The sequence below is a fragment of the Thermomicrobium roseum DSM 5159 genome (assembly GCF_000021685.1).
Lineage (GTDB): Bacteria > Chloroflexota > Chloroflexia > Thermomicrobiales > Thermomicrobiaceae > Thermomicrobium > Thermomicrobium roseum.
Genome location: NC_011959.1, coordinates 526,391 through 540,524 on the forward strand (window position 1 = coordinate 526,391; position 14,134 = coordinate 540,524).

The following is a 14,134-nucleotide window of genomic DNA, read 5'->3' on the forward strand; positions in this document are numbered from 1 at the left end:
GAGATGCCCAAGGGCTATGCTCCGGTGAGCGGGCTCGAGAGCCCGCGTTTTGCTGGAATCCGCACCTTCGCGCGCTTGCCCCATGTGCGAGAGCTCGCCGGGGTGGATGTCGCGATCGTCGGTGCGCCCTTCGATACCGGCGTGACCTATCGTGTCGGGGCGCGGTTCGGACCAGCGGCCGTGCGCGAGATGTCGGCGATGCTGCGAACCTACCATCCATCACTCGATGTCGATGTCTACGAGGTACTGTCGGTCGTCGATTACGGGGACTTGCCGGTCGTGCCTGGTTACATCGAGGACAGCTATCAGCGGATCGAACAGGGACTGTTACCGCTCCTCGAGCACGATGTCGTCCCGCTGGTTATCGGTGGTGACCACTCGATCACTTTAGCGGAGCTGCGCGCGGTCGCGCGCCGTTACGGCCGGGTCGGATTCATTCAGTTCGATTCGCACACCGATACATGGGACGAATATTGGGGAAAGAAGTACACGCATGGGACCCCCTTCCGGCGAGCGGTGGAGGAAGGATTGATCGAGACGACGCGAGCGATTCAGGTCGGGATGCGTGGCTCACTCTATGGACCGGAGGATCTCGACCAGTCGCGGGAGCTGGGCTTCGAGGTGTGGACAGCGGACGACGTGCGGCGCACCGGACTCGGCGCGGTGATCGAAGCGATCCGGCGCCGAGTCGGCCAGGGGCCGGTCTTCGTGAGCTTCGATATCGACTTCCTCGATCCGGTGTATGCGCCAGGTACCGGGACACCGGAGGTCGGGGGGTTCACGACGCGCGAAGCGCAAGAACTCTTGCGTGGACTGGTCGGTGTGGACATCGTGGCAGCCGATATGGTGGAGGTCCTGCCCGCCCATGACGTGAGCGGCGTCACTGCCTTAGCTGCGGCCAACCTGTTATTCGAGATTCTGGCCGTTCTGGCCTTCAACCGGCGCGGGATGACGCGCTGAGATGCACGAGGCCCTTCTCGTACTGGTGTGGTGAAGTCGTTCGTGAGGAAGTTCGATGGACGAGCGTGAAGACCAGGGTCGGGTACGGTGGCGCCCCCGTTTCAGCGGGCTCCGTACCTTCGCGCGTTTTCCCCACCGTGCGGAACTGGCGGGGGTCGATGTGGCGATCGTCGGAATTCCCTTCGATACCGGCGTCACCTATCGGCCCGGGGCACGTTTTGGGCCGGCCGCGGTACGGGAGCACTCTTCCCGCATCGAGCAGTATCACCCGCCACTGGACGTGGATGTGACCGAGTACTTGACGGTGATCGACTACGGTGACACGCCGGTCGTCCCGATGGAGACACTGGAGTCGTACCAGCTGATCGAGGAGACGATCCGGACGGTCGTGGAGGGCGGGGTGATCCCGGTCGGGATCGGCGGTGATCACTCGGTGACGCTCCCCGAACTGCGGGCAGTCGCTCGCCGATTCGGCCCCCTCGCGCTGGTGCACTTCGACGCGCATGTCGATACCTGGGACACCATTTGGGGAACGCGGTACAACCACGGCACGCCCTTCCGTCGAGCCGTCGAAGAAGGAGTGGTCGACCCGGTTCGCTCGATTCAGATCGGGATCCGCGGTTCGCTCGGTGAGCGCGGGGAGCTCGAGCAATCGCGCGAGCTCGGCTTCGCGGTATGGACTGCGTGGGAGGTTCGACGAGCCGGAATCGAACGTGTTCTCGAAGCGGTCCGTCAGCGGGTCGGACAGCATCCGGTCTTCGTCAGCTTCGACATCGATTTCCTGGATCCGGCGTTCGCTCCTGGTACTGGAACGCCCGAAGTAGGCGGGTTCGCAATGTGGGAAGCCCAGGAATTGGTGTGGGGCTTGGTCGGGCTGAATATCGTTGCGGCGGATGTCGTGGAGGTCTTGCCCGATCGGGATCCGGCTGGAGTGACGGCGTTGAACGCGGCGAACATCGTGTTCGACTTGCTCGCGGTGCTCGCAGCAACGAGGAGGGAACGACATGGTACAGCCGAGCGCGCCGAGTGAGCACATTCTTTTCGGACGCGTACCCAAGCGAGCTGCGCAAGTGCGCCCGACCGTACCGATCGCTTTCCCGCTCGCCGAGGGCCAACTGCTCCAGATCACCGACGTGCAGGGCAAGCAAGTGGCTGATATGGTCGCCTTCAACCTGCACGACGTGCGCGAGTACCTTTCCACGTCGCATACCCGTGCGATCAATAATTCGCTCGTACTCACTCAGGGAATGACGCTCTATAGCAATCGACGAAACCCGATGCTCGTCTTGCTGGAAGATACGGTCGGGCGTCATGACATCTTGTTCCCCGCCTGCGATCGTCGTCGGTATCTGGATGACTACGGTATTCCTGACCACCCCAACTGCAAGGACAACTTCCTCGCCGCTCTGCGCGAGTACGGAATCGAGGAAGACGATATCCCAGATCCTGTCAACTGGTTCATGAATGTGGGGATCGTCGCCAAAGGGCGGTTCGAGATCCGCGAGCCGCTGTCCGAGCGGAACGATTACGTGCTGCTGCGGGCGCTCATGGATCTCGTCGTGGCGGTCTCGGCTTGTCCGCAGGACCAGAATCCGTGCAATGCATTCAATCCGACCGATATTCTCGTCCGTATCTATGACTGACGACGCTCAAGCGATGAAATGCAAAAACGTGAGAGGCAAGCGCTCCGCTGGTGGAATCTCGACCACTTGGCCGTTGATCGCGACCGCATAGGTGCGCGGGTCGACCTCGACACGGGGTGAGGCGGTGTTATAGCGCATGGCGTTTTTGAAGACACGGCGGACATTGCGGACGGCTACGAGGCGGCGTTGCAGTCCACTGCGCTCGAGGTGACTCGATGTGGCGGCAACTGGTGCGACGAAGGCAACGCTCAGTGCAGCCGGAGCTCGTCCGAGTCCCCCGAACATCGGTCGGTAGATCAACGGTTGACTCCAGCGTGTGGAGCCCATTCCGTCGCCGACAGGTGCCCAGGCGACGAAGCCAGCCTTGATGACCGCAGCGGGTTTGGCTCCGAAAAAGGCGGGATGCCAGAGGACGATGTCGGCGAGCTTGCCCGGTTCGAGGCTTCCGACTTCGTGATCCAGTCCGTGCGCGATGGCTGGATTGATGGTGTACTTCGCCAAGTACTGCAGGATGCGCGGGTTGTCATCGCCGTTCCCGGATGCAGGGTCGTAGCCACCGCCGCGAATCTCCTTCATGCGATGAGCCAGTTGCCAGGTCCGGGTGATCACTTCGCCGATCCGCCCCATCCCTTGCGAGTCGGAGGACATGATGGCAATGGCACCGAGATCGTGGAGCACATCTTCCGCGGCGATCGTGCTCGCTCGTACTCGATCGCGCGCGGCGGCGAGGTCGCTCGGGATATCAGTGGCCAGGCGATGGACAGCGATAATCATATCGAGCAACTCAGCCGTACTGTTGACGGAATAGGGAATCGTCGGGCTCGTCGACGAACCGATGACGTTCGGCTCCGAGACGATCTCCAGGATATTGGGTGCGTGGCCGCCGCCGGATCCCTCTACGTGGTACGCGTGAATGGAGCGCCCAGCGATCGCGGCGATCGTCTCTCGCAGTGACCCAGCCTCGTTCAATCCGTCGGTGTGCAGGGCAACCTGCACACCAGCCTGGTCGGCGATGGTCAGGCACGCATCGATGACTGCTGGGAAAGCGCCGACATCTTCGTGGATCTTGAATCCCGCGCAGCCGGCTTCCAGGTGCTCGACAAGTTGTGCGGTGTCGGAGGAGCCGCGACCGAGCACGGCGAGGTTCAGCGGGATCGTCTCGAATGCTTCCAAGAGATGACGCAGATTGTTCACGGGATTGACACCCAGATCCCAGACACCGCCGGATCCCTGCGCGACGAGCGTCGTGATGCCGGCGCTGAGAGCAGCGGGGACGACGCTTGTGGAAGAGAGGTGCACATGGGCATCGACCCCGCCGGGCGTGGCGATCAGTCCCTCAGCCGGGATGATTCCAGTAGCATTGCTGATGAGAACCTCGACGTCCTCCATGACGTCCGGATTCCCGGCCCGGCCGATCGCGACGATACGACCGTCCTTGATGCCGATGTTGCTCTTGAAGATGCCGAGTACCGGGTCCATCACGACGACGTTCGTGATGACGAGATCGAGCTTGCTGGGGCCGTGGTCGCGCCCGGCCAGCATGCCGTCGCGGACAGGACGACCGAAGCCGACGAGCGGTTCGAAGCCGGGCAGGGTGTCGTCCCGCTCGATACGAGCGTACAGGTTGGTGTCGGCGAGCCGGATGCGGTCGCCCGCTGTGGGGCCGTACCAACGAGCATAGTGTTGACGGTCGATCCGGACCGGCATGACAGTCCTCACTCCTCCGGTTCGTGACAAAAGCCTCGAGCGATCATCCGTTCGATAAGCGCCTCCAGGTCGATCGCGTCGAGGGGGCCATCGACCAAACCGTGAAAACCGCGTACGATCCGCTGCCCGCCGATCGGCACGACGGGGAGTTCGACGGTTTGGCCTGGTTCGATGCGCACTGCCCAGCCAACTGGGAGGTCCGGTCGCATGCCGAAACCCTTGCGCCGGTCGAAACAGAGTGCGGGATTGGCCTCGAAAACGTGGAAGTGGGCGGTGAGATGGATCGGGACGGTGCCGCGATTCGTGATGCGCAGGCGGGTGACGGGAAGGCGGGCATCGATTTCGATCGGATCAGGACCAGGGATGATTCCACCGGGCGGGACAGGATGCTCGCTCATCGGATGGGATTCCTGAGGGTCACGAGGCGCGTACCGTCAGGGAAGAGCGCGTCGATGTGGAGAACGGTGAGCATTTCCGGAACACCAGGGAGAACGTCATCGCGCGTGAGGAGGGAACTGGCATGCGCGACCACCTCCTCGTAGGAGCGACCAGCGCGTGCTTCTTCGTACACTTCGTCGCAGAGAAGGGCAGCAGCCTCCGTATAATTGAGCTTGATCCCGCGTGCGCGGTGGCGACGGGCGAGTTCAGCCAAAGTGAACACGGTCAACCGGTCGAGCTCCTTCGGGGTCACGTACATGGCTCGTGCTCCCGCGACGAACGCGCGATTCGGGACGAACAGTCTTGGAGGGATGAGGCATCCGTCAGCACTTCTAATCGAGTTCGATAGGGAATACGGTATTGTCGGAGCAGGTTCGCGACATTGACTCGGCGGTAACCGGACGGCAGCAAGGGGACACGGTGGCGGGAAAGAGCGAGCTTGGTCGGAAGGTATCGACCGAGTTTCCCTTGTCGGATGGCTTCCGCCAGGAGATCGAGGTCGGCCCGTCCTGGCACGTCCTCGATGGCAGTATCCGGTGGTCCGGCCAGTGGATCACGCTCGAGCCAAATATAGAGTCGACGCTCAGCCACAAGACGCTCCATCTGCCCCGATATCACGAGAAGGGAGGCGAGGATCAGGAGGTGAAGGGAATCCAGGACTCAGCTTTGGGAAGAGGCAGATCGTCGCCCTGCCCGGCAGCAGGCTGCAAGCGAAGCAGTGCCTCGATGTCGCTGCGGCGGTACAAACGTTCGCGCCGAATCCCGCGCCGGTAGCTCCGCAGGCGACCCCGGCTGGCGTACGCGTAGAGCGTTTCGCGCTTGACGCCGAGTAGGGCTGCAGCCTCGTTCGCCGTGAGATACTCGACACCATCGATTTCGATCATCGATCGCTCCCGTCACTGCTCCGCAGCACTGCAGTATAGCGCTGCTCGATGGTTCATGTCCATCGTGGATCGGACCACGGTATCGATTCTGTGATGTTCGGTGCTCCCTTTCGTCTCTGCCTTTTTCCGACCTGCGAGAGTGGATCGCCGGGGTTGGACGGTGCTGGGGCTGGCGGTGGGTTCGGAACGCGTGCGGCCTGGTATTCGGTACGGCTGCTTCGAATACACGAAGGCGAGTGGAGTCGACGGCTCTCGTTTCTCGCTGGATCCGTCAGTGGAGACAGCGCTGGCGGGTTGCGCATTCTCCTGTACTCTCGGGAACGGACGAGGTTTGGCGCTTTCCGTGCCGGGAGAAACCGAGGCAGGTGCTTGTTCTCGAGCGTCGAACTCGCGAGAGGGAGCCATCACTCGATCGTCGAGGTGGACCGAGAGTACGCGACGCCGCGGGAGCTGCGTCATTCGGCCGGTATCGTGCGAGATCGGCGAGGAACGACTGACCGCCTCGCTCCCTAGCACCCCATCGGGCTGATCGAGCTGTACGTGAGTGCAGCTCTGTGGTACACTAAATCAGTGTGCCGGTACGGAATCGCCGTACCAATCCAGTTGCACCGAAGGGGTGTGAGGTCAGGTGGCGAAGTCGGTTCATGTCGAGCTGCGCGAGAATGAGAGCTTCGACGCTCTCCTGAAGCGATTCACCAAGGAACTGCAGAAGGCCGGGGTGCTCCGTGATTACCGCGCGAAGCGGCATTACGTGAGCAAGTCGGAGCAGCGTCGGGCCAAGATCCGCAAGGCCGAGCACCGGCGGCGGCGCAAGCTCGCGAAGCTCGCCAAGAAGGGCCAACTCGGGCTCTGAGTGTGGAACGATCAGCGCGAAACGTGCACACGCAACCCAGGGGTTCGTCCTGGGAAAGTTTGATGCGCCAGACGTGGCTGTTGCCGGTGGCAACAGCCACGTTCGTGCTTTTCGTTGCCGGGTCGATCGCCGCGGTGACCATGTGGTCCGTTGCACCATGGATCATCCCGCTGCTGGCGGTCCCTTCCTTGATCGTGACGTGGTTCGCGCTCGCTGTCGCACTCGCTGACCTGATGAGGCGTCCGGCTCACCGCTTCCCCGGGGGCCGATGGCTCTGGCTCCTGCTCATCGCCTTGTTGAACGTCGTGGCCTTCTTGCCGTACTGGCTCCTCGTGGCCCGTCGACCAAACGAGGAGGACTGATCGCGAGGTTGCCGCGCTTGCCCAGAACGCTGGGAACTGAAGAACGGCGGCAGACGCCGGACGAGCGACGGCGGTAACCGCCGACCCGTGAAGGATCACGCTTCCAGCCACCATAATCGAGCCACGCGCTTTGCGGACCTGCTGCTGCGGTCGATCTTTGCATCACTGCGCCCAGTGGTACGCGTTCTCGGTCCTCGGCCGGGTGCGAACGCCAGAGGCTCACACTGGCCAGCGCTCCAAGCGCCAGGCAGCGTCCCAGAACATCCACTCGTAGCGGGCGGTCGTAACGAAGTGTGTCCGAATGGGTTGCCGGCGCGACTCGGGGAGGTCGGTCACCACCTGGTCAGCGACATCCAGTACCGCCTGGACGACAGCTGCGTACTCTTCCGACGCATAAGTGTCGATCCACTTCTGATACAGTGGGTTCGGTGAACCAGATCGTTCCAGGTGCTTGCCCACTTCCCAGTAGATCCAATAGCAGGGAAGCAGTGCACCGATGACCTCCTCGAACGGACGCTCGTAGGCGACCCGCAAAAGATAGGAGGTGTACGCGAGGTTCGTCGGCGCGTACGGCGTGCCAGCGATCTTGTCGGGAGAAAGTCCCCAGGCAGCGAAGAAACTCTCGTGCAAGGCACGCTCCACGACCAGCGCTACTTTGGCGTGGTCGGCAAAGAGCTCGCACCACGTCTCGCGCGGTGCCTTGGCAGCAGCCAGCGCGAGACAGCGGGCATAGTCCTGCAGGTAAAGTGCGTCCTGCACGACGTAAAAGCGAAATGCTTCTTCGGGTAAGGTGCCGTCGGTCAGGCCGACGAGGAAGGGGTGAACGACGATCGCCTGGTAGATCGGATCGATCGAGCGCCAGAGCTCTTGGGTGAAGCTGGTCATCATCCACTCCTCTCGCTATATGGGCCAGTTGGAGCCGGTATAGACCATGTCCCAGAAGAGGTACTCGTAGCGAGCAGTGGCCAGAAAGGCAGCCCGAATAGGCGGTCGGTCTGGCGTGGTGGCTCGCTTGGCCAGTTGTTCGCCGAGCCAATCGACCCAGCTCGCGAATTGCGGACTCGTCCAGTTTTCGATCCAGCGCGCATAGGCTGGCGCGAGACCGAGTTGTGCTCGAACAGCTGACCACGCGTCGTAGTATGCCTTTTCCGCACACCAGAGAACGGTGAGGGCTTCGACCAAGGACCCGGTGGCTGCGGTCGCGAGGAGGAAAGAGGTATAGCCGAGACAGATCGGCGTCGGCTCGACGGCGAGCGAGAGAGCGTGCTGGCGGGCGTACTCCTCGAATATGGTGAGTTCGTTGCGGAAGGCGACAGCTGCGTCGAGCAGTCCGCGTCGGAGCTCCTCATCCGGTGCGCGAGCGATCAGGAGGCCCAGGAAGCGGATGCCGTCCTGGACGAATCGGTAATCCTGCTGAACCCAAAAGTGGAAGCGCTCGCGCGAGAGCGTTCCGGTCGCGAGTTCGTGCAGGAAGGGATGCGCGATCATCGCTTGCCAAATCGGTCGTGCTTCGGCGAGCAGCTCGTCGAGCAAGGTGCTGGGCATGGAGCACCTCCCGAAGATCGGCGACGTGCCTCCTGAACATGGTGCAAGGGGAACGGATCAGTGGATGGCCTCCCTTCGCTGGCATTACCCAGATCAGGTCGGTGCCGGTCGGTGGCGGAATCCTGAGCCACCCTCTCAGCCCGGTTCACCCGAGCTCCCGGGGCGTCTTGCGCGAAGTGTACCGTATCGTGGTGAGTGGACGGTGTCAAGCGGTCGGGTGCACGAGGCACATGATGCCGCGTAGCAGGTGCTGCCAGTGTGGCGTCACCATCGGGTCGTCGGCCTGGTGGCGCCGTGCTCGTTCCCGCGCAGTGGAAGAGTTCGCGTCCGAGCGCGATTGGAAGGCGTTTTTGGTATGGGACATGGTGGAGCTCGGAAAGGAATCTTCGCCGCCAGCCCTCGCTCGTGGTGCAGGTGACGAGCCGGTGCACACCCCATGACGATTCGTCTCTCACTTTGCTTCGGTGCGTGGATCAGCCGCGTGGCTGGCGAGCGCGGAAGAAGCGCCGAACTGGTCGCTATACTAAGGCCGAGGTGCTGTGCCCACCGGCACAGGAACACGGCGACAGGGGGGATCATGAAGGGGGTCGTTCTCGCGGGAGGACTCGGGACGCGGCTCTACCCGCTGACCTTCGCGACTAACAAGCACCTCCTGCCGGTTTACGACCAGCCGATGATCTATTATCCGATTCAGACGTTGGTGAAGGCTGGCATCGACGAGATCATGGTCGTGACTGGTGGTCCCCATGCGGGTGACTTCTTGCGAGTGCTTCGGAACGGCCGGCATCTCGGTGTGCGCCATCTCGAATACGCGTATCAGGAGGAAGAACGAGGGATCGCGGATGCGCTCAGTCTCTGCGAGGAATTCGCTGATGGTGAGCATATCTGCGTGATCTTGGGTGATAACACGACGGACGCCGATATTCGCCCTGCAGTCGAGAGTTTCACGGGTGGGGCGCTGATTTTCCTGGCGCGCGTTCCCGACCCGCACCGCTTCGGATGCCCGGTCTTCGATCCGAACGACCCGACGCGGATTCTTCGGATCGAAGAAAAACCGAAAGAACCGAAAAGCCCGTACGCCGTGACCGGACTCTACCTCTATGACAATCGCGTCTTCGAGTTCATCCGCGAGCTGGAACCTTCGCCTCGCGGCGAACTCGAGATCACCGACGTCAACAACCGGTATCTCGAACTGGGTCTCTTGCGCTGGGTGGAACTACAGGGCTTTTGGAGCGACGCGGGGACGTTCGAGAGTTTGCATCGCGCGAACCGATACTGGGCAGAGCGCCGCGGCTATCGTGACCCAGACCCTATCCTGCCGTCAGCTCTTCCTGCTGGGCGCAGCACACACTGACGTGGAGGAACGATGTTCAAACGCGAGGCAACACGTGCAGCGGAACTGATCAACGCCGAGCTGGAGGCACTCGGGTACGGTCGTCGGACATTGGAAATGCGCCCGATTCCGTTTCCTGGCGTCTGGGGAACGTCGACGACCGTCTGCTACCAGATCGCGAACGAGCAATTGGCCGAAGAGTTGGAGCGGGTCGCCGCTGGTCTCTCCAAGAAGGAAGCGAAGCGGCTGGTGCAAGAACGTGTGCGCGAGCGTGCTCAGGCCATCGCCGAAGAGTTGGCTCGGCGCTTGTCGCGGCATACCGGATTCGCTCGGGTCGAAGCGATCAATGGCTACCTCAATATCGTCTACGACTCGAACCGCTTCGCGAACGATGTCTTGCGGACCGTCCTCGCCGAGGGCAGCGAGTTCGGGCGTGGCGAGGCTCGCGGCGAACGGGTGATGGTGGAATACTCGCAACCGAACACGCATAAGGCCTTTCACGTCGGTCACTTGCGCAACGTGTGCCTCGGTAATGCGCTGAGTCGCGTTTTGCGCTTCGCTGGGTTCGATGTATTGGAAGCGAACTACATCGGCGATATCGGTCTGCACGTGATCAAATGCCTTTGGTGCTATTTGCGCTTTCACCAGGGAGAAGAACCGCCTCGCGAACGGCGTGGGCGATGGCTCGGCGAAATTTATGCGGAGGCTGACCGACGCCTGAGCTATCGGCAAGATGTCATCGAACTCTTGAACGAGCTGGCGCGCGAGGATCAGGCCTTCGTGCAAGCCATCGATCGCATGCTGAAGGAACTCTGGCAGGAACACAAGGTCGGTGAGGACATCGCGTACTTGTTGGGCCAGATCGCGCACGGACGCGAAATCAAGCCTGATGCGTTCTATGACGACCAAACGATCGTCAAGTTCTGGCCGATCGTGGGTCGTCAGCTGGAACAGGAACTGGTCGAGGCGCGCGCGAGCGACGAGGGCGAGAAGGCTGCGGAGCGCATCCAGCGCGTGGAGGAATGGTACGACCGCTGGCGCCGACTGGCTGCCACGCTCGACTGGTGGCCGCATGTCCCTGAATGGGAGCGCGAGGTCCGGGAGACGTTTCAGCGCTGGGAGCGCAAGGATCCGGAATTCGTCCGGCTCTGGGAAGAAACGCGCGCCTGGAGTATGGAGGAGTTCTACCGGATTTACGAGGAACTCGATGTCCACTTCGACGTCTGGTTCTTCGAGAGCGAGGTCGAGGAGGAGGGTCGGCAGATCGTCCGCGAGCTCCTGGAACGGGGTATCGCCGAGATCAGCGACGGTTTGCCGGTCGTCAAGATCGACGAAAAGCTTGGGCTGGAGAAGGAGACGTACCGCACGCTTCCCATCTTGCGGTCGGACGGGACGACTCTGTACTCGACGAAAGACCTGGCCTTGACGAAGCGCAAGTTCGAGCAGTACCACGTCGACCGTGCGATTTGGGTCGTGGACGTCCGGCAGACCCTGTATCTGCAGCAGATCTTCAAAGTGATGGAGCTGTGGGGATTCCAGCAGGCAGCGAAGTGTTATCACCTGGCTTACGAAACGGTCATGCTTCCCAGCGGTGCCATGAGCAGCCGGCTCGGTAACGTGGTGCTGTACGAGGATGTGGCGCGCCAGGTGTTGGAGCGTGCGCTGGAGATCATCGAAGAGAAGAATCCGACCTTGCCGCCGGAGGTCAAGGCATCGGTCGCGCGACAGGTCGGGTTGGGCAGCCTCAAGTACGGAATGCTCTCGCGGGATAACAATCGGGTCATCGTTTTCGATATCGAGGAGGCTCTTTCTTTCGAGGGGCATGCAGCTCCCTACATCCAGTATGCCCACGCACGGGCTTGCCGGATTCTCGAAAAGGTCGATACGTTGCCGGAGGGGCCGTACGCGCTCGATGCTTTGACCCGTGAGGAGATCGATCTCATCGAGCAGATCGCGCTCTTCCCGGACGAAGTGCAGCGTGCTGCCGACGAGTACAAGCCGCTCGTCATCGCCAACTACGTGTACGAGCTGGCCAAGCGATTCAACGAGTTTTACCGAGTCTGCCCAGTGCTCCAGGCACCGGAGCCGCAGCGGTCGGCACGATTGGCGATAGTCGCTGCGGCGCGGCAAACACTGGCCAATGGCTTGCAGCTGCTCGGCATCGCTGCGCCCGAGGTGATGTGAGCCTTATCGGTCGAGCGATTCAGGGCGTCGGTGTCCCTTCCGGGGTAGGGGTCGCCTCGGGCGTGGTCGATTCCGCGGTCGGAACGACCGTCGGTACTGGTGTGTGCATCCCGTGCGGAGTGGGGGTTGCGGGCGGCAGCGTCGGGGTGAGTTGGGTTCCTGGGGTGGGGGTAGACGGGGTGGGTTCGGTTTCGACCGGCGCAGTCTCGGTCGGTTGCGGCTGGACCGGTGCCTGCACTTCGGGTGGTGGTGTCTGTACGGGCTCGACGAGATCAGGGGCCAATGGCTGAGCCGGTGGAGCGACCGTGGTGGAACGAACACGCGGTCGCGGCTGACCCTCGCGGGGCGGGAACATTTCGTCGAGAATCGCCTGGATCGCTGGCCAGTTCGGGATGAGGTAGAAGGGCTGGCCCGGTTCCCAGTAACTGGTCGTCGCCTCGAGCAGCGTGAAGGAACGGATGCGCTCGCGCGGAATTTCGCTGCCGAGCTTAGCCAGGGCGAGTACTTGCTGTGGGCTCAGGTCGGTGCGGACCGTATCGGCGAGCGCGTCCACCAGCTGCGGAGCCTTGCGGAGCAGATCGAGCCGTAGTCCCTGCTCGCGCAGCGCACGAAGCACCTGCTGTTGCCGGTAACCGCGCGAGAAATCGTTGTCGTCGTGCCTCGTTCGCACATAGCGGAGCGCCGTTCGGCCATCCATATGCTGGAGGCCAGGAGCGAAGTAGACGCGGGTGTAGTTGTAGTCTTCGCCGGGATACTCGTCGTCTTTGATCGGTGCTGGAACGTCGACGACGACGCCACCGAGCGTGTCCACGATACGGACGAAACCTTCGAAGTCGACCTCTGCATAGTAGTGAATCGGAATACCGAAGTTGTACTCGATCGTTGCCCGGAGCAAACCTGGTCCGGTAAGGGGCGAACTCATTCCGAGAGGATAGGCAGCATTGATCTTCTCTTGGCCATATCCCGGGATCGTCACGAGGAGGTCCCGTGGAATGGAGAGCATCCCGACGTCCTTGGTGAGTGGATCGATCGTCACCACGATGATGGTATCGGCGCGGGGAACGTCTCCTGCTTCGCGTCGATCGACTCCGAGCAGAAGCACATTGATGCGATCTTTCTTGTCCCAATCGGGCAACTGTATCGCTGGGTCGTTCGGTGAGACCAGAACGACTTCCGGTGTGCCTTGGGCATTGATGGTGACGTTCGCACGCGGGATGGGTGTCGTGAACACGCGCTGATACGCTCGCCAGCTGGCCCAGGCGAGCGGAGCGAGGTAGGCAGCGATGCCAGCAACGATGACGAGAAGGAGAGTCGCCGCAAGAGCGGGGAGGGAGACGCGCCGGCGCGACGGTCGCGGCGGGACGCTCTCTGGAGCGTCGAGCGACTCGAAGGATCCCTGTCGAGCGGCTCGCAGTTGCCGAGCCGTGAATCGGGTCGGTGGAAGCGAACCATCAGGTGGACGATCGCTGGTCATGATTTCCCTCGGTTCTCAGCGAGCGCCGATGCGCCGGGCAGCAGTATAGCAGCCGTCCGGAAACGGGTTCCGGTTGACGCAGCAGCGGTTCCGCCCCATACTGGTGTCCGTACAGTGACCGTCGCGGTCGCCGAGCATCGAACGGGGGAGACACATGATCCTGTCGGATCGGGATATCATCGCCGCACTCAAGAGCGGTCGGATCAAGATCACTCCCGAACCGGACTTGGAGACGCAACTCGGTGCGTGCTCGATCGACCTGCATCTCGGTAATACCTTCATGGTGTTCGAGCACTCGCGCTTCTCCTACATCGACCCGCGGCAACCGCAATCGATCGGAGACGCGATGCGAACGATCGTGGTGCCGGACGGTGAGCCGTTCATCATGCAGGCCGGAGACTTTGCGCTGGCCTCGACGCGAGAGTACATCGAACTCGCTGACGATCTCGTGGGCCGACTCGAGGGACGGTCGAGCATCGCTCGGCTCGGCATTACGGTGCACAGCACTGCCGCGCTGTTCGAGCCTGGGTGGGCAGGCACCGCCACGATGGAGCTTTCCAATCTGGGACGCATGGCAGTCGCGCTCTATCCGGGCATGCGGATTTGCTCGTTTACGTTCGAGCAACTGAGCTCGCCGGCAATGGTTCCGTATCGGATGAAGCGCGGGAACAAGTACGCCGGGCAAAAGGATCCCAAGCCCAGTCGCCTTGCCGAAGAACTCAGTCTCGAGCAGCTGCGTGGTCGATGATTC

The 14,134-nt window shown here is 62.1% G+C and carries 16 protein-coding genes and 1 riboswitch; of the genes, 8 read left to right on the forward strand and 8 right to left on the reverse strand.

Annotation, left to right across the window (positions count from 1 at the left end; all coding sequences use genetic code 11):
- Window positions 1–3 precede the first annotated feature (3 nt).
- Genes speB (TRD_RS02445) through TRD_RS02455 form a run of 3 tightly spaced genes read left to right on the forward strand, consistent with a single transcriptional unit; the run spans window position 4 to window position 2,603 of the window.
- On the forward strand, window positions 4–960 hold the full coding sequence (gene speB / locus TRD_RS02445; protein WP_012641932.1) for an agmatinase: 957 nt from the start codon (window positions 4–6) through the stop codon (window positions 958–960).
- A gap of 55 nt (window positions 961–1,015) precedes the next feature.
- Window positions 1,016–1,990 carry an agmatinase gene (gene speB, locus TRD_RS02450; RefSeq protein ID WP_012641933.1) on the forward strand — a complete coding sequence of 325 codons (975 nt, stop codon included), beginning with the start codon at window positions 1,016–1,018 and terminating at the stop codon, window positions 1,988–1,990.
- Window positions 1,965–2,603, forward strand: a complete 639-nt coding sequence (locus tag TRD_RS02455) for a DUF1989 domain-containing protein (protein ID WP_012641934.1) — start codon at window positions 1,965–1,967, stop codon at window positions 2,601–2,603. Before speB (TRD_RS02450) ends, TRD_RS02455 begins: the two co-directional genes overlap by 26 nt.
- Before the next feature lie 6 nt (window positions 2,604–2,609).
- Here the strand turns inward: TRD_RS02455 and ureC are convergent, their stop codons facing one another.
- Genes ureC through TRD_RS02480 form a run of 5 tightly spaced genes read right to left on the reverse strand, consistent with a single transcriptional unit; the run spans window position 2,610 to window position 5,632 of the window.
- Window positions 2,610–4,310 (reverse strand): urease subunit alpha, encoded by a 1,701-nt coding sequence (gene ureC / locus TRD_RS02460; protein ID WP_012641935.1) that lies wholly within the window; start codon window positions 4,308–4,310, stop codon window positions 2,610–2,612.
- 8 nt (window positions 4,311–4,318) lie between these two features.
- Window positions 4,319–4,708 (reverse strand): urease subunit beta, encoded by a 390-nt coding sequence (locus TRD_RS02465; RefSeq protein ID WP_012641936.1) that lies wholly within the window; start codon window positions 4,706–4,708, stop codon window positions 4,319–4,321.
- On the reverse strand, window positions 4,705–5,007 hold the full coding sequence (ureA, locus tag TRD_RS02470) for an urease subunit gamma (RefSeq protein ID WP_041435925.1): 303 nt from the start codon (window positions 5,005–5,007) through the stop codon (window positions 4,705–4,707). Before ureA ends, TRD_RS02465 begins: the two co-directional genes overlap by 4 nt.
- Window positions 4,998–5,339, reverse strand: coding sequence for a hypothetical protein (locus TRD_RS02475; protein ID WP_012641938.1), 342 nt, complete (start codon window positions 5,337–5,339; stop codon window positions 4,998–5,000). The genes ureA and TRD_RS02475 overlap by 10 nt, the downstream gene beginning before the upstream one ends.
- Window positions 5,340–5,383: 44 nt before the next feature.
- The gene (locus TRD_RS02480; protein ID WP_012641939.1) at window positions 5,384–5,632 is read right to left on the reverse strand and encodes a helix-turn-helix domain-containing protein; all 249 of its coding nucleotides are present in this window, start codon (window positions 5,630–5,632) and stop codon (window positions 5,384–5,386) included.
- Window positions 5,633–6,260: 628 nt separating this feature from the next.
- Here TRD_RS02480 and rpsU point away from each other — a divergent pair.
- Both rpsU and TRD_RS02495 read left to right on the forward strand, forming a co-directional pair.
- The gene (gene rpsU, locus TRD_RS02490) at window positions 6,261–6,485 is read left to right on the forward strand and encodes a 30S ribosomal protein S21 (protein WP_012641941.1); all 225 of its coding nucleotides are present in this window, start codon (window positions 6,261–6,263) and stop codon (window positions 6,483–6,485) included.
- Between the two features lie 62 nt (window positions 6,486–6,547).
- Window positions 6,548–6,847 (forward strand): hypothetical protein, encoded by a 300-nt coding sequence (locus TRD_RS02495; protein WP_012641942.1) that lies wholly within the window; start codon window positions 6,548–6,550, stop codon window positions 6,845–6,847.
- A gap of 219 nt (window positions 6,848–7,066) precedes the next feature.
- Here the strand turns inward: TRD_RS02495 and tenA are convergent, their stop codons facing one another.
- Window positions 7,067–7,732 (reverse strand): thiaminase II, encoded by a 666-nt coding sequence (gene tenA / locus TRD_RS02500; protein WP_012641943.1) that lies wholly within the window; start codon window positions 7,730–7,732, stop codon window positions 7,067–7,069.
- A 15-nt stretch (window positions 7,733–7,747) separates the two neighbouring features.
- Window positions 7,748–8,392 carry a TenA family protein gene (locus tag TRD_RS02505; protein ID WP_012641944.1) on the reverse strand — a complete coding sequence of 215 codons (645 nt, stop codon included), beginning with the start codon at window positions 8,390–8,392 and terminating at the stop codon, window positions 7,748–7,750.
- 53 nt (window positions 8,393–8,445) lie between these two features.
- Window positions 8,446–8,563, reverse strand: a riboswitch (TPP riboswitch).
- A gap of 406 nt (window positions 8,564–8,969) precedes the next feature.
- Between TRD_RS02505 and TRD_RS02510 the strand changes: the two genes are divergently transcribed.
- Window positions 8,970–9,746, forward strand: coding sequence for a sugar phosphate nucleotidyltransferase (locus tag TRD_RS02510; RefSeq protein WP_012641946.1), 777 nt, complete (start codon window positions 8,970–8,972; stop codon window positions 9,744–9,746).
- 12 nt (window positions 9,747–9,758) lie between these two features.
- On the forward strand, window positions 9,759–11,909 hold the full coding sequence (argS, locus tag TRD_RS02515; RefSeq protein WP_012641947.1) for an arginine--tRNA ligase: 2,151 nt from the start codon (window positions 9,759–9,761) through the stop codon (window positions 11,907–11,909).
- Between the two features lie 19 nt (window positions 11,910–11,928).
- Here the strand turns inward: argS and TRD_RS02520 are convergent, their stop codons facing one another.
- Window positions 11,929–13,383 (reverse strand): LCP family protein, encoded by a 1,455-nt coding sequence (locus TRD_RS02520; RefSeq protein WP_012641948.1) that lies wholly within the window; start codon window positions 13,381–13,383, stop codon window positions 11,929–11,931.
- Between the two features lie 154 nt (window positions 13,384–13,537).
- Here TRD_RS02520 and dcd point away from each other — a divergent pair, with 154 nt between their 5' ends.
- Window positions 13,538–14,131 (forward strand): dCTP deaminase, encoded by a 594-nt coding sequence (dcd, locus tag TRD_RS02525; protein ID WP_012641950.1) that lies wholly within the window; start codon window positions 13,538–13,540, stop codon window positions 14,129–14,131.
- Window positions 14,132–14,134: the final 3 nt, after the last annotated feature.

What these genes read in the sequence shown, in the direction of transcription:
- ureA (WP_041435925.1), bottom strand. Translation starts at nt 5,007, where the DNA reads ATGTACGTGACCCCGAAGGAGCTCGACCGGTTGACCGTGTTCACTTTG.
- speB (WP_012641933.1), top strand. Translation starts at nt 1,016, where the DNA reads ATGGACGAGCGTGAAGACCAGGGTCGGGTACGGTGGCGCCCCCGTTTC.
- TRD_RS02480 (WP_012641939.1), bottom strand. Translation starts at nt 5,632, where the DNA reads ATGATCGAAATCGATGGTGTCGAGTATCTCACGGCGAACGAGGCTGCA.
- tenA (WP_012641943.1), bottom strand. Translation starts at nt 7,732, where the DNA reads ATGACCAGCTTCACCCAAGAGCTCTGGCGCTCGATCGATCCGATCTAC.
- TRD_RS02495 (WP_012641942.1), top strand. Translation starts at nt 6,548, where the DNA reads ATGCGCCAGACGTGGCTGTTGCCGGTGGCAACAGCCACGTTCGTGCTT.
- TRD_RS02520 (WP_012641948.1), bottom strand. Translation starts at nt 13,383, where the DNA reads ATGACCAGCGATCGTCCACCTGATGGTTCGCTTCCACCGACCCGATTC.
- TRD_RS02505 (WP_012641944.1), bottom strand. Translation starts at nt 8,392, where the DNA reads ATGCCCAGCACCTTGCTCGACGAGCTGCTCGCCGAAGCACGACCGATT.
- ureC (WP_012641935.1), bottom strand. Translation starts at nt 4,310, where the DNA reads ATGCCGGTCCGGATCGACCGTCAACACTATGCTCGTTGGTACGGCCCC.
- argS (WP_012641947.1), top strand. Translation starts at nt 9,759, where the DNA reads ATGTTCAAACGCGAGGCAACACGTGCAGCGGAACTGATCAACGCCGAG.
- TRD_RS02510 (WP_012641946.1), top strand. Translation starts at nt 8,970, where the DNA reads ATGAAGGGGGTCGTTCTCGCGGGAGGACTCGGGACGCGGCTCTACCCG.
- TRD_RS02455 (WP_012641934.1), top strand. Translation starts at nt 1,965, where the DNA reads ATGGTACAGCCGAGCGCGCCGAGTGAGCACATTCTTTTCGGACGCGTA.
- speB (WP_012641932.1), top strand. Translation starts at nt 4, where the DNA reads ATGCCCAAGGGCTATGCTCCGGTGAGCGGGCTCGAGAGCCCGCGTTTT.
- dcd (WP_012641950.1), top strand. Translation starts at nt 13,538, where the DNA reads ATGATCCTGTCGGATCGGGATATCATCGCCGCACTCAAGAGCGGTCGG.
- TRD_RS02465 (WP_012641936.1), bottom strand. Translation starts at nt 4,708, where the DNA reads ATGAGCGAGCATCCTGTCCCGCCCGGTGGAATCATCCCTGGTCCTGAT.